The following is a 13903-nucleotide window of genomic DNA, read 5'->3' as shown; positions in this document are numbered from 1 at the left end:
TGGAACGGCGGGTGGAGGTCGGATCAGTAACCGCCGGGTGAATAGCTGACGCTGTTGGCGGTTACCCTGGGTATTCAGGTCCCACCGCAGATGCTCGGCCGTAGATCGGAGTATAGGAGCCGGCGAAGGTGTCCGGAGCTGAGATGTGCGCCGTGGTGGACGGTCCGGTGCGGGCCGGCCGAGGCGCTCACCAGTGCCTGGTGAAGTCCCTACCTTTTCTGATCAGCGACAGATAGCGCTTCCGGTCGGCGGGGGTGGCGTTCTCGACCCGGTACGTGTACGAGCCGTAGGCACCCGCGTCCTGGTCCACGGATTCGAGTTGCGGCAGGCTGCCCCGCAGGATCAGTTGCCAATTCCAGGTGGCATTGATGTAGATGCTGCGCAGCTCCGGGCAGTCCTCGAACGTCAGACGCCTCGGAGATGCCTCCGAGTAGTCCTCGTCGAGGGTGTGCGTGAAGGCCCGGAGTGGGGATCCCGGACCGACGGTGAGCGTGTCGGCGTGGACCAGCGAGTCGGTGATCGACAGCTTTCGCAGTGCGGATCCACCGTCCAGCCGGATGTGCCGCACGGTTCCCTCGTAGACCGACTGGTCCAGGGACAGCGCTTCGAGGACCGGGTGGCAGAAGACGGACTCGTTGACGTGGCCACCGCAAATGATCATCTGACGCAGGTTGGGGCAGGACAGCCGGAGGTCGACGCCGCTGAGATCGATCGTGCTCAGGGCGTACCGCTCGACGCGCAGTCGGCCCAGCAGTGCTCCGTGCGCCACCAGGAACTCGACAAGGCGCTCCTGCCCGGACTTGTCGAGTTTCTCGGCGAGGATGGCCAGTTTCCCGTCGCCGATGCCCGTGACGTCGTCCAGCCGGTGCAGGGTCTCCGGGTTGATCCGCCACACCCACTCGTCCTCCGGCAGGCAACGCGGCAACAGGAACGCGGTGAGGTTCGGGGCGAGGTAGGACACGGTGTGGTCCGGGGCGACCCGGAAGATCTCGCCGGTCTCACCGTCGACCGCCGCCTCGGCACGTTGACCGTACCCGCCCTGGGCGGTTTCCTCGTCGAGCCGGCCGAGCACGTACAGGCCACCCAGACCCACCGGGAGCCGGTCGCCGGAGAGGTCTGGATACTCCCCGAGCTGGTACGGCCGCAGCGTGTCCCAATACGCCTTGTTGTCCGCCTCGAAATCGGCCACCCGCGCCGGCAGGCCGGTACCGGAGAGCAGTTCACGCAGCCGTGGCTCGGTGACTCCCTCGGGGAGACCTCCCGGGGAGATGCGGCACCGACGGACGCCGGACATCGTGAGGACGGCATCGAGGTCGGTGGCCCGACCCTCGCCGGTTTCGACCGGGATGGTCGCCGGCCGTACCGCCTCCCGTGCTCGTCGGTGCGCCGCTGTCTCCGCGACCGCGGCCACCTCCCGGAGCGCCTCGAAGCGCGGATCAGCGCGCAGCGGCGCCAGGTCCTCGTCCCGAAGGATCTCGGGTACCAGTTCGGGACTCAGCCGGGCCGCCCTCTCCAGGTGGTGCAGCGCCACATCGCGTTCCCCCACCAGCACCTGGGCATAGCCGAGGCAGTACCACAGATAGGCGATGTCGGGGTGCAGTGCCGTCGCCTCGGTGAACACCTGCACCGCCTCGACCGCCCGGCCGTGCTTCGCCAGCGCGAGTCCACGGTGGAGCCAGCCGTTACGGTATGCCGGATCCTCGGCGGTGGCCCGGGCGTAGGCGAGGAACATCCGGTCCGGGTCACCGAGCACGTCCCGAAAGATCACGGCCTGCACCTGGCGGGCGTATCCCGCGACGCCGCCAGCCTCCGCCGCCTGGTCAAGGTCGGTCAGCGCCGTCGCTGGATCGAGCCGGCGCCGTAGCCAGCCGCGCCACAGCCTCGGCAGGCCGCCGCCGGCTCCCAGCTCGGCCGCCCTGCCGAACGCGACGGTGGCGAGCGGGGTCAGGTCTTCGCGTAACGCGGCGAACGCGACAAGCAGCCAGCTCTCCCCGTCTCCCGGATCCGCGTGTACGGCGGCAGCGGCCTCTCGGATCGGCCGGGCGGGACGGCGGGGAAAAGTGCTGCTCAGGCCGCTGCTGAGGGTGAGGGGATTGGCGATGTGCCAGTTGCGGCGGAACACTGACGCGACCGGCGTGAGTGCCTCCAACAGTGCGAGGTGCGCCTCCTCACCGGACGTGAGACCGGGAACTCCCCGCACGAGGACGTCGAGTGTCTCCGCCAGGGGATCGCCGTCGACGGGCAGGGCCGGGCCCACCGCCCGGGTCGCGTCGACCAGTACGCTACGCCAGCGGGCGGACTCCCAGCTCCAGTCACTCGACTTCGTGTCGGAGTGCCACCACAGCGCCTCGGGCAGGTTCGGGTCACCGGTGAGGACGTAGGCCAGCCGGTGCCGGACTCCGCTCGGGTTGCGGAGGGTCGCCACCGCGAGTACCCGAAGTCCTGGCTGCGGCTTTCTGTTCCGGCCCGTGGTGTCGCGCCAACCGGCGGCGCGCAGCGTGGCAAGCATCCGCTCGGCATGGGCGACGGCCGCCGCCGACGGCGGCGCCACCAGCGCGGCGAGCAGCGACGTGACAAGTGGCTCGATGGTCGCGTCCGGCCCCTCGACGCGACGGCGGCCAGCGCCGCCGCCGAGTGGCCACCACGGTCCGGCGGCCTCGCTGACCCAGACCGGCCTCTCGTGCCGGATCCGCTCCAGCCACGGTACGACCGCGCCAGCGGCGATCATCGACGGACCAGCCAGGACAAGGTCGACGATCCGGGTGTACCACTCCTCCGGCGTGTACGGAAAGTTGTCGAACGCGACAGCGAAGGTGACCTGCCGACCTGACCAGTTTCCGCGTAGGAAGAGCAGGTCGCGGACCGGCAATCCGTGCCCACCGGCGTCCCGGTACGCCTCCGAGCCGTCCGCGTGTCGGACGTGGTCCGGATCGTCGGTCGGGGTCCAGCCCGGGCACTGCACCGCATGGCTGGTCAGCAGACCTTGTTCCACCCCGTGTCACCTTCCTCGCCGATGCCGACCGGGCCGGCGGTGTTCCCCCGCGATGCCGGCCCGGCACCCCCGACGGGGTCGGGCCTTCGCCCAATGTGGACGGACCTTATCGACCCGGAGTGACATCGTCGACCGACCCCGTCCGGCTGACCGCCCGAACCGAGCGGATCGGGCAGACGCCGGGCCGGTCAGGCAGCGTCGAGCGGGCAGGCGCTCGCCGTCGCGGTGGCGGCCGGCATCGGGCTAGGCCGAGCGCAGCTCGACCAGGGTCACCTGGGGCGGGGCGCCGACCCGGACCGGCGGCCCCCAGAAACCGGCGCCGTTCGTGACATAGAGCTGGGTGCCGTCGACGGTGGCGTGCCCGGAGACGACCGGCTGCTGCATCGCGACCATCAGGTTGAACGGCACGATCTGACCGCCGTGGGTGTGCCCGGAGAGTTGCAGGTCGACGCCGTGCCGCGCCGCCTCGTGCACGTTGATCGGTTGGTGGGCCAGCAGCACCACCGGGCGGTTCGGATCCCGGCCGCCGAGCGCGGCGTCGAAGTCGGGGCCGGTTCCGACGCCCAAGCCCTCGCCGGCCGGGTCGTTCACCCCGGCCAGGTCGAGGGCGCCGCCCCGGGCCAGGATCTCCTCGCGCCGGTTCTCCAACACCCGCAGCCCGAGCCGGTCCAGCTCGACCACCCACTCCTCGGCCCCGGAATAGTATTCGTGGTTGCCGGTGACGAAGAAGCTGCCGTACCGGGACCGCAGGTCACGCAGGGGCGCGGCGGCGGGGCCGAGTTCGCCGACGGTGCCGTCGACGAGGTCACCGACCACCGCCACCAGGTCGGCGTCGAGCCGGTTGATCGTCGCCACGATCCGCTCGGTGTGCGCCCGGCCGGTCAACGGTCCGATGTGGATGTCGGAGACGGTGGCGATCCGCAACCCGTCCATGCTGCGAGGGAGCTTCGCCAGCGGGATCTGGACCCGGTCGATCTGCGGCGGGCCGAGGGCGGTGCGGACGCCGTACCCGACGATTCCGGTCGCGGTGAGCCCGGCGAAGATGGCGGCGCCCCGGGCGAGCAGCAGCCGGCGGCCCGGGTCGTGGTCGGGCAGGGGCACGGCTCCGGCGTCGGCGCCGTCGACGGCGACGGGCAGGGCCTTGCCGGCGGTGGCCGGGTCGGAGTCGACGGCGACGGGCAGGGCTTTGCCGGCGGTGGCCGGGTCGGAGCTGCCGCCGACGGGCAGAGCGCCGCCGGCACCGGCCGGGGCGGTTGCCGGTACGACCGCCCGGGTGCGGCGACGCAGCGCCAGCCTGGCCGCCAGCATCGGGATCTCCAGCACGGCCAGCAGGACGAGCAGGTAGAACATGACGGCCAGCCAGAGGTAGCCCGGCCAGGCCAGCCAGTAGAAGCCCCGCTGGGTGCCGACAAGCGTTGCCGGGGTGAGCAGGGCCAGCACCAGCACGGCCACGCCACCGGCCCGGCGCCAGCGCCCCGGCCGGGTGGTGTCCCGGACCAGCCGCTTCCAGAGGTAGAGGTGGATCAGGCTGACGACCAGCAGCAACGTGCCGAAGAAACCGAGCGCCCCGAGCACCGGGCCTCAGCCTCCCGCGAACGGCGGCAGCACGTCGACAGTGGCACCGGCCGGCAACGGTGCCTGCCGGTCGTGCCAGGCGACACCGTCGACCAGGAAACTCGCCATCTTCAGCACGGTGCCCAGCCGGGCGCCGTGCCGGTCGACCAGCTCACCGGCGAGCTGGTCGAGGCTGCCGCCGCCCGGCACGGTCTCCTCGGGTACGCCGGCAGCGGCCCGCGCGGCGGCGAAGTAGCGTACGACGAGGGTGGGTGCGGAAGTCATCGTCAGCCGCCGATCGCCGACATCGGCCGGGCCGGTTGCAGGAACGACGGATCGTCGATGCCGTGCCCGGCCCGCTTGCCCCACATCGCCGCCCGCCACCTGTCGGCGAGTTCGTCGTCGGAGGCGCCGCCGCGCAACGCGGCCCGCAGGTCGGACTCGTCCGTGGCGAAGAGGCAGTTGCGCACCTGCCCGTCGGCGGTGAGCCGGGTCCGGTCGCAGTCCCCGCAGAACGGTCTGGTCACGCTGCCGATCACGCCCACCCGGGCCGGCCGGCCGACGGCGTCCGTCCAGCCCTCCACCAGCCAGGTCTCGGCCGGTGCCCCGCCCCGCTCGGCCGGATCGGGCAGCAGGGTGAACTCTGCCCGCAGCGCGGCGAGGATCTCCTCGGCGGTGACCATCGTCGACCTGTCCCAGCCGTGCTGGGCGTCCAGCGGCATCTGCTCGATGAAGCGGAGCTGGTAGCCGTGGGTGAGGGCGAAGCGGAGCAGTTCCGGCGCCTCCTCGTCGTTGACCCCGCGCATCAGCACCGAGTTGATTTTCACCGGGGCCAGCCCGGCGGCCACCGCCCCGGCCAGCCCGGCCAGTACGGAGTCCAGCCGGGGGCGCCGGGTCAGCTCGGTGAAGCGGGTCGGGTCGAGGCTGTCCAGCGACACGTTCACCCGGTCGAGTCCGGCCTCGCGCAGCGGCCCGGCGAGCCGGTCCAGGCCGATCCCGTTGGTGGTGAGCGAGAGCACCGGCCGGGGCGAGAGCGCGGCGACGGCGGCGATGATCCCGGGGAGCCCGGGGCGGATCAGCGGCTCGCCGCCGGTGAACCGGACCTCGGTCACCCCGAGCAGGCGTACCGCGATGCCGACCAGGCGGACGATCTCGTCGTCGGTGAGCACCTCCGACTTCGGCAGCCAGGGCAGACCCTCGGCCGGCATGCAGTAGGTGCACCGCAGGTTGCACCGGTCGGTGAGCGAGACGCGCAGGTCGGTCGCGGCCCGGCCGTACCTGTCGACGAGGCCCCCGACGTCCGGCCGGTCCGCCGACGTCCGGTCCGGCACTGCCCCGGGTCGTACGGGACCGGATCGAACGGGAATGGTCATCGCTCGACGGTAGCGCGTCAGACCGACAGTACGGGCGCCAGACCGACAGTACGGGCGCCAGGCCGGCGGTACGGGCCGCAGATCGACGGCAACGGGCGGCGGGCCGGCTCAGGCCGAGAGCGCGGCGCGAGCCGCCGTGGCCACCGCCTCCCGGTACGTCGCACCGAAGAGCGCGGCATGCACGAGCAGCAGGTGGAGCTGGTGCACCGGCCGCCGTTCCCGCCAGCCGTCGGCCAGCGGCCACACCTCCTGGTAGGCGTCCACGATCGTGGCCAGGTGCGGGGCGCCGCCGAAGAGCGCGAGCTGAGCGAGGTCGGTCTCCCGGTGCCCGCCGTGCGCCGCCGGGTCGACCAGCCAGGCCCGTCCGTCGGCGCCCCACAGCAGGTTGCCCGGCCACAGGTCGCCGTGGATCCGGGCGGGCGGCTCGGCACCGCCGTACCCGTCGATCCGGGAGATCACCCGCTCGACCAGGGCGACCTCGACCGCGGAGAGCGCGCCGTTGTCGACCGACTGCCGCAGGTATGGTGCGAGCCGGTGCTCGCCGAACCAGACCGGCCACGGGCCGGCGGACGGGGTGTTGTCCTGCGGCAGCGCCCCGACGAAGCCGGGCCAGTGCGCGCCGAAGGTGTCGGCGCCGGCCCGGTGCAGCGCGGCCAGCTCGGCGCCGAACCGTGCGGCCCCCGCCGGGGTCGGCTCGCCCGGCTCCACCCACTCCAGGGCCAGCAGCTCCGGCAGCGCCACGATCACCTCCGGCACCGGGACCGCGCCCGCCGCGCGCAGCCAGCGCAGCCCGGCCGCCTCGGTCGCGAAAAAATTCTCGGGTACGGGCTGCGCGGCCCCCTCCGGCCAGGACTTGGCGAAGACGGAGTTGCCGTCGTCCAGGGTGAGTCGGGTGGCGGTGCAGATGTCGCCACCGGAAACCGGCGTCTCCCGGATCCGCTGGTGGGTGAGGAAGAGCGGAAGCTGCCCGGGATGCTCCCGCAGGTACGCCAGGTCCATCTGGGCAAGGTAACTCTTCGTCGGGTGCTCTTGGCCAACCAGGTGTCGCGGCGCGGCGATGGGGAGTAGATATGAGAACGTGGCCGCCACCGCGATCCGACCGTACCGGCCGGCCGACCATCGGGCCGGTCGGCAGCTCTGGGCCGAGCTTGCCGAGCAGCACCGCGAGCTGTACGAGGATCCGAGCTTCGGCGGCACCGACCCGGGCGCGGCGTTCGAGGAGTACCTGACCCGGCTGGACCTCTCCGGCGTGTGGGTGGCGGAACGGGACGGTGCCGGGGTGGTCGGGCTGGTCGGGCTGATCATGGACGGCCGGGACGGCCGGATCGAGCCGGTGGTGGTGACCGCCCGGCACCGGGGCCAGGGGATCGGCCGGGCGCTGCTCGACCAGGTGGCCGAGGAGGCCCGGCGGCGCGGGCTGGCCCGGCTCACCGTGAAGCCGCAGTCCCGCAACGTGGCGGCGCTGCGCTGCCTGCGCGGCGCCGGCTACGACGTGCTGTCGGCGATCGAACTGACCGTCGAGCTGCGGCCGCGCCCGGGCGACCGCCGTGACCCGATCGAGCTGCACGGACACCGGTTCCACACCTGAGCGCGGGAGACTCCTGCGACGGGCGTGACCGCTACCGGTCCCCGTCGTTCCGGAGGTGGTGCGGCTGACAGCGTCACCGACGTCCCCGGAATTCGATGCTCGTGGTGACGGGACGCGGTTCGCCGCTGAGCAGCAGGAATACGCAGAGTAGCTGTGGATAGCCGGGCGTGTCGTCCACAGGGTGTCCCCGGCCCGGCTGCCCGGCTCGGCACGCTGCCCGCCATGAACCCGATCGATCGAGCCGTCCTCGCCGTCCGCTCGACAGCCGACCTGCTCGCCGCCGTGCCGTACCTGCTGGGTTTCCACCCGGCCGACAGCGTGGTGGTGATCGCGCTGCGCGGCAACCAGGTCGTCTTCGTCGCCCGTGGTGACCTACCCGGTGCCACGGCCGGGCCGGCGGGCCCCGGCGAGGTCGGCGAGGCCGCCGCGCAGGTCGCGGCGGTGGTCGCGCGGCAGCGCGTCGAGACCACGACCGTCATCGGGTACGGCGAGCCGGCCCGGGTCACCCCGGCGGTCGACGCGGTGACCGCCGCCCTCGGTCGGGTCGGGCTGCCGGTGCTCGAAGCGCTCCGGGTGACCGGTGACCGCTACTGGTCGTACAAGTGCACGGACGTCGACTGCTGTCCGGCCGAGGGGCACCGGTTCGACTCCTCGACCAGTCAACTGGCGGCGGCGGCCACCTTCGCCGGTCAGGTAGCGCTCCCCGACCGGAGCGACCTGATCCAGCGGATCGCCCCGGTCGAGGGTCCGGCCCGGGAGGCACTGCGGGAGGCGGCCGGCAGAGCGGAGTCACGCCTCGACACCCTGCTGGGCAGTGCCGCGCCCGGCACTCCACAGGGTCGCCGGGCACTACGCCGCGCCGGCCGTACGGCGGTACGCCAGGCGTTCGATCGGTATGGCACGGGTGGTCAGCTCACCGACGACGAGGTGGCCTGGCTGAGCCTGCTCCTGGTGCACCTGCCGGTCCGGGACGATGCCTGGCAGCGGACCGGCGGCGAGGAGTGGCATCTGGCGCTCTGGACGGACGTGCTCCGGCGGGCCGAGCCCGACCTGGTGCCCGCCCCCGCCTCCCTGCTCGGCTTCGCCGCCTGGCGCGCCGGGCAGGGCGCCCTGGCCAGCATGGCGGTGGAGCGTGCCCTCCAGGCGCAGCCCGACTACTCGTTCGCGCGGCTCCTGGCCGAGGCGTTGCAGGCCGGGATCGGCCCGTCCGTACTCGACGACTGGCCCGATCTCGACCGGGACGAGCCACCGCCCCGGCCGGAGGACGAGCCCGGATGAGGATGCTCGTGGCGCCGGCCAGGGCGGTGGCGAAGCGGGCAGTGGCGAAGCGGGCAGTGGCAGAGCGGGTGGTGCCAGAGTTGGTGTCCTGCGCCGGCGGGGGAGGCTCCGGCGCAGGATCAGATCGTTAACCGACGGTGCGACTCGGGCCGGCTGCGGGCATCCCTTCCCCGGCCGTGTTCACCGAACAGACGGCCAGGATGTAGGTATGACCGCTCACCAGGCCGGACAATCGGACCGAGCGGCCGGTGGTGGACTGCGTCGAGACGATGGCGCCCGGCTCGGAGCTGTCCAGGTAGTACACGGTGTACTTGTACACCGTGTCGCTGTACGGCCCGGTCGCGGCGTCCCAGCTCACGTCGATGTAGCCCGTCCCGGCCGTCGCGGTGATGTTCGGCGGGCCGGCCGCGGTCTGCAGGTTGGCGACCGTGGCGGAGGCGACCGCTGACGGCGCACTCATGTGCGCGTCGCCGCGCGTGGCCACCACGTAGAACTCGTAGCGGTGGCCGGGGACCACCCAGTTGACGCCCCACGAGTCGGCCGGAATCTGCAACGGCAGCCGTGAGAACGCCTCACCGATCGTCGCGTTGCGTTGATAGAACCAGTAGCCGCCGGCACCGAACGAGTGTTGCCATTCCAGCCTGATCCCGCCGGTGGTGGAGGTGGCCCTGATCCAGCCGGGGGTGCCGGGCACCAGGGTCGGGATGCTCCCGGAGGGCATGCTGTAGCTCCTACCGACCTGGAACTGGTTCCACAGCACGTTGGCGAAGGCCCGCGCGATCTTGTGTTCACCGGTGGGGTTCGGGTGCAGGCCGTCGTATGCGTCGGCGTACGGGTCGTAGCCGGTGGTGATGTCCACGAGCCGTACCGGTGACGTCGTCGTGTTCAACGACTGCAACGCGGGACCCAGTTTGGCGTTGTACGCGCTGATCCGGGTGCCCAGATCCGGTTGCACGTCCAGTGGGGTGCGTTGCGGGACGCTGGCGACCAGGATGCGGATGTTCGGCTTGGCGGCCCGGGCGTTGGCGATAAGGGTACGCATGTCGGCGACCAGCCCGTCCGGATTGGAGACACCCCAGCCCAGGTCGTTGAAGCCGAGTTCGACAAGCAGGTAGGTCGGCAGGTACTGGCTCACCCGGGACCGGATGTCGTCCTTCGCCTGGTGCGCCTGGCGTCCCCACTGGGCGAAGTGGTCACTGTCGAAGGTGAGGCCGTCCCGGTAGACGCCGTTGAAGTACGGCGGCGCCGACTCATCCGGGTAGTTGGCGGGTTGGGCCCTCGGCAGTCGGGTGGTGCCCCGGTACGGGCCGACGAAGGTGACGTCCCGTCCGGCCGACTTCAGGTGCTGGGCGAGCCGGTAGCGCCAGGTGTAGTCACCTTCGAGACCCTGGCTGATCGAGTCGCCGACCACCATGATCGAGTCGACGAGCGGCCCGACTGTCGACGTCATCGTCACCTCGGCCCACAGTTGCCTGTGGTCGGAGTGCGGCGACGAGACCAGTTGGTTCGAGTGGACGACCGCAGCCGGCGGCACGAACAGATAGTCGTACTTGTTGAGCGTGTGGGTGGGCAGGCCGCTCCGGCAGTAGTACTTCTTCGCGTCGTCCGCGATGTACTGGACCTTGATCTCGTTGCCGCAGGGGCTGAACGCCTCCTTGAACGCGCCGTGCGCCGCCTGGTACGGAATGCCTCCGTACCCGCTGTGGTAGATGTTGCTGAGCGCATCGGAGGTCGGGCTGTCGTTGAGGTCGCCACCGAGGTACACGTGGTAGCCGGCATAGTCGGTCGCGAGTACCCGCTTGACCTCTGCCGCCTCGCGCTTGCGCTGCTCGACGTTGTCGCCCGAGGCGACGAGGTGCGCGGTGCAGACCACGAGCGTCCGGGCGACCGATCGCAGGCAGAGCATCTCGCGCTTCTCGGCGCCCTCCAGCGCGCGCAGGTCGTGCGCCACCGGCTGCGGGTCGGGCAGGATGTTCTCGTTGTAGATGATGGCGTTGCCGAACGGCGACTCGTGCTTGCAGTTCGCCACCTGGCCGTTGCCGCTCCGGATCGGGTCGAAGCGCAGCGTGTACGCCAACGGCAGTTGCGTCTCGACCCGCTCCAGCCAGTCCAGGCAGCCCTCGTTGATGGTGAGGAACGCGAGCCTGGGTGCCCGGCTGTTGATCGCCTGTGCCAGCGAATCGGCAACCTCGTTGCCCTTGACGCCGTGCGTCGGGTGACCACCGGCCATGTTGAACTGACCGATGATCGGGTCGTACGGGCTCGCGGCCGCAACGGCCGGCTGTGCGGCGGCTGGCCGCGGAACGGCCGGCTGCGCCTCGGATGGTTGGGGGGCGGGGGAAGGCGCCGCGGTTGCCGGCAGCGGGATTACCAGGCACCCGGCAGCCGCGATCAGCAGCGAGACGACTACCGGTCTCAGTTTTCTCATGGCGTCCCCAAACTGTGCAGGGACGCAAACGCGACGAGTGCGCCCCCGTGCACGTCGCGTAGATGATCATATTCGTCTATGGAGCCCACCGTCGCAAGAGGCCGGTGCGAGCATCCTTCAGATTGGGTCCGGCATCACTGCGACGCCGGCATCACTGCGACTCCGACGTCTCCGGGTCGCAGGCCAGCGCGATGGCGAGACTGTCCTCGTAGACGTGGTGCCGGACGATCAGCCCGTCCTCGACGGTGAGGTGCAGGGCGAACCGGGTGTTGAAGCGCCTCCCGGTGGCCCGTACCGTCTGCGCGGTCTCGCCGATCACCACCGCGTCCGGCCCGTCCACCAGGATCCGCTCGATCGTCGCCGAGCCCTGCCCCGGAACGCTGTTCGCGGCCAGGGTCCGGTGGTGGTCGACGACGTCTGCCCGGCTGCTCCGGGGCCGGATCCACGGCACCGCCGGGTGGGTCTGCCCGGGCCAGTTGACCTTCCAGTCGACCGCCTCGGCGTAGAGCGCGGCGGTCCGTTCCGGGTCGCCGGCCCCGATCCGGCGGAGCAGTTCGTCGACTGTGGTTCGGGTGTCGTGCACGAGGTACCTCCGGTGCTGGTTCGGCCTGCCGGTCGAGCCTGCCAGCGCGGAGACCTCCTGGCGATTACCTCCCAGGTAGGGGGCACGGGGTGCGGTAGTGGATGCCGTCGACCCGGCACATGACCGGGGACGTGTCAGACGGTGACCCGGTCGTCCCCGGCGTACACGTTCATGGTGCCGCCCCGGAGGAAGCCCACCAGGGTCATCCCGGCCTCGGTCGCCAACTCGGCGGCGAGGGTGCTCGGCGCGGAGACGGCGGCGAGCAGCGGGATGCCGGCCATCCACGCCTTCTGGGTGAGTTCGAAGCTGGCCCGTCCGGAGACCAGCAGCAGATGCCCGTGCAACGGCAGCCGCTGCTCCCGGACCGCCCAGCCGATCACCTTGTCGACCGCGTTGTGCCGGCCCACGTCCTCGCGGAGCACCACGAGCTTCCCGTCGGCGGTGAAGAGCCCGGCGGCGTGCAGCCCGCCGGTCCGGTCGAAGCCGCGCTGGGCGGCCCGGAGCTGGTCCGGCAGGTCGGCGAGGGTACGCGCCGGCACGGTGACCGGGTCCGTCGACACGTCGTACCGGGACCGGGTCCGGACGGCGTCGATGCTGGCCTTGCCGCACACCCCGCACGAACTGGTGGTGTAGAAGTTCCGGGCCGGATCGGTGACCGGGGCCGGTACGTCGTCGGCGAGGACGATGTCCACCACGTTGTAGGTGTTCGGGGTGTCGGTACCGGCACAGAGCTGCGCGGTGCGTACGTCGTCGGCGCTCCGGACGATCCCCTCGGTGAGCAGGAACCCGATCGCCAGGTCGATATCGTCACCCGGGGTACGCATGGTGACCGCCAGCGGGGCACGCCGGTTCGGCCCGGCCGGACCCACCCGGATCTCCAGCGGCTCCTCGGCGGCGAGGTTGTCCTGCCGGCGCACCGAGACCCGGCCACCCGCCTCCGCCGAGGTCAGGTCTATCCGCAGCACGCTCCGCCGACCACTGGCTCGTCCCATGCCCACAATCCTGCCTCGCCGCCGGCCGTACCCCGCCGGAAGCCCGGTTACCGTTACCGGATGACCGGAACGGGACCGCCGATCGAGCCGGAGTCGAGCGAGCCGCCGTCGAGTGAGCCGTCGCCGATCGCACCGCCGTCGAGCGGGCCGTCGTCGACACAGCCGGAGCCGGCCGGGTTCGCGGCGGTGGTGCTGTCCGGTGGGGCGGCCCGCCGGATGGGTGGTGCGGACAAGCCGGCGCTGGAGGTGGGCGGTCGCCCGATGGTGGACCGGGTGCTCGCGGCGGTCGCCGACGCCGACCCGCGGGTCGTGGTCGGCCCGGCCGGCGACCTGCCGGCAGGGGTACGGGCGACCCGGGAGCAGCCGCCCGGCGGCGGACCCGTCGCGGCGCTCGCCGCCGGCCTGGCCCTGCTCCCCACCCCGATCCCAGCCCACCCGCCCGGCACGGAGAGCCCGAGCGCCGCACCGTCCGGCACGGCGAGCCCGAGCGCTGCGCCGTCCGGCATCGGCGTCGTCGCGCTGCTCGCCGCCGACCTCCCGCTGCTGACCACCGAGGCGGTACGCCAGCTCCGTACCGCGCTGTCCCAGGCCGCCGATGCCGACGGTGTGGTCTTTGTCGACGACGCCGGCCGGGCGCAGTTTCTCTGCGGGGTCTGGCGGGTCGCCGCACTGCGGGCCGCGTTGAGCCGGGTCGCCGCCGCCCGCGACGGCATCCTCACCGGTACGTCGATGCGGACGCTGATCGCCGAGCTGACCGTGACCGAGGTGGCGTGGCAGGGGACTGGGCCGCCACCCTGGTTCGACTGCGACACTGAGGACGACGTACGCCGGGCAGAGGAGTGGATCAGTTGAACGCGATGGAGCGCTGGGTGACGTCGGCCTGTACCGAGCTCGACCTCGATCCGACCGAGGTCGACGTACCCCGGGTACTCGATCTGGCCCGCGACGTGGCACACAACGTACTCCGGCCCGGTGCGCCGGTCACCGCGTACCTGCTCGGGGTCGCGGTCGGGCGCGGCGCGGACCCGGCGGTCGCGGCGGCGGCGCTCACCGCCCTGGCCACCGGCTGGCCGGCCGACCCGGCAGCCGCCCGCCCCGACGGGGATGCCTGACTC

12 protein-coding genes are annotated in these 13903 nt (G+C 72.0%); 4 read left to right on the top strand and 8 right to left on the bottom strand.

Annotated elements, in window-relative coordinates; translation table 11 throughout:
- Window positions 1–187: 187 nt before the first annotated feature.
- The 5 genes from CLT71_RS22055 to CLT71_RS22035 all read right to left on the bottom strand — a co-directional run bounded on the left by CLT71_RS22055 (window position 188) and on the right by CLT71_RS22035 (window position 6918).
- Window positions 188–2992, bottom strand: coding sequence for a TPR end-of-group domain-containing protein (locus CLT71_RS22055; RefSeq protein ID WP_101368776.1), 2805 nt, complete (start codon window positions 2990–2992; stop codon window positions 188–190).
- 243 nt (window positions 2993–3235) lie between these two features.
- Entirely contained in the window at window positions 3236–4567 is a 1332-nt protein-coding gene (locus CLT71_RS22050; protein ID WP_101368775.1) for a metallophosphoesterase, read from the bottom strand.
- 6 nt (window positions 4568–4573) lie between these two features.
- Complete coding sequence (locus tag CLT71_RS22045; protein WP_101368774.1) at window positions 4574–4831, bottom strand: MoaD/ThiS family protein; 258 nt, start codon at window positions 4829–4831, stop codon at window positions 4574–4576.
- 2 nt (window positions 4832–4833) lie between these two features.
- Window positions 4834–5919, bottom strand: a complete 1086-nt coding sequence (moaA, locus tag CLT71_RS22040; RefSeq protein WP_101368773.1) for a GTP 3',8-cyclase MoaA — start codon at window positions 5917–5919, stop codon at window positions 4834–4836.
- Between the two features lie 108 nt (window positions 5920–6027).
- On the bottom strand, window positions 6028–6918 hold the full coding sequence (locus CLT71_RS22035; protein ID WP_101368772.1) for a fructosamine kinase family protein: 891 nt from the start codon (window positions 6916–6918) through the stop codon (window positions 6028–6030).
- Between the two features lie 58 nt (window positions 6919–6976).
- Here CLT71_RS22035 and CLT71_RS22030 point away from each other — a divergent pair, with 58 nt between their 5' ends.
- Together CLT71_RS22030 and CLT71_RS22025 are read left to right on the top strand one after the other, a co-directional pair.
- Window positions 6977–7507: a GNAT family N-acetyltransferase gene (locus tag CLT71_RS22030; protein WP_486483389.1), complete on the top strand. Its 531-nt coding sequence runs from the start codon at window positions 6977–6979 to the stop codon at window positions 7505–7507.
- A 222-nt stretch (window positions 7508–7729) separates the two neighbouring features.
- Entirely contained in the window at window positions 7730–8785 is a 1056-nt protein-coding gene (locus tag CLT71_RS22025) for a DUF4192 domain-containing protein (protein ID WP_101368771.1), read from the top strand.
- A 127-nt stretch (window positions 8786–8912) separates the two neighbouring features.
- Here CLT71_RS22025 and CLT71_RS22020 read toward each other — a convergent pair whose 3' ends face one another.
- The 3 genes from CLT71_RS22020 to fdhD all read right to left on the bottom strand — a co-directional run bounded on the left by CLT71_RS22020 (window position 8913) and on the right by fdhD (window position 12788).
- Window positions 8913–11015 (bottom strand): GDSL-type esterase/lipase family protein, encoded by a 2103-nt coding sequence (locus CLT71_RS22020; RefSeq protein ID WP_158242276.1) that lies wholly within the window; start codon window positions 11013–11015, stop codon window positions 8913–8915.
- 349 nt (window positions 11016–11364) lie between these two features.
- A complete protein-coding gene (locus CLT71_RS22015) occupies window positions 11365–11796 on the bottom strand; it encodes a nuclear transport factor 2 family protein (RefSeq protein ID WP_101368769.1) in 432 nt (143 codons plus the stop codon).
- A 134-nt stretch (window positions 11797–11930) separates the two neighbouring features.
- Window positions 11931–12788: a formate dehydrogenase accessory sulfurtransferase FdhD gene (gene fdhD, locus CLT71_RS22010; protein WP_101368768.1), complete on the bottom strand. Its 858-nt coding sequence runs from the start codon at window positions 12786–12788 to the stop codon at window positions 11931–11933.
- Between the two features lie 186 nt (window positions 12789–12974).
- On the opposite strand from fdhD, the gene mobA reads away from it, so the two are divergent.
- Together mobA and CLT71_RS22000 are read left to right on the top strand one after the other, a co-directional pair.
- Complete coding sequence (gene mobA / locus CLT71_RS22005) at window positions 12975–13640, top strand: NTP transferase domain-containing protein (protein ID WP_101371678.1); 666 nt, start codon at window positions 12975–12977, stop codon at window positions 13638–13640.
- A 5-nt stretch (window positions 13641–13645) separates the two neighbouring features.
- Window positions 13646–13900 carry a DUF6457 domain-containing protein gene (locus tag CLT71_RS22000; protein WP_486483712.1) on the top strand — a complete coding sequence of 85 codons (255 nt, stop codon included), beginning with the start codon at window positions 13646–13648 and terminating at the stop codon, window positions 13898–13900.
- The last annotated feature ends 3 nt before the right edge of the window (window positions 13901–13903 follow it).

The sequence above is a fragment of the Plantactinospora sp. CNZ320 genome (assembly GCF_002846275.1).
This window is presented reverse-complemented; position numbering and strand designations above follow the sequence as displayed.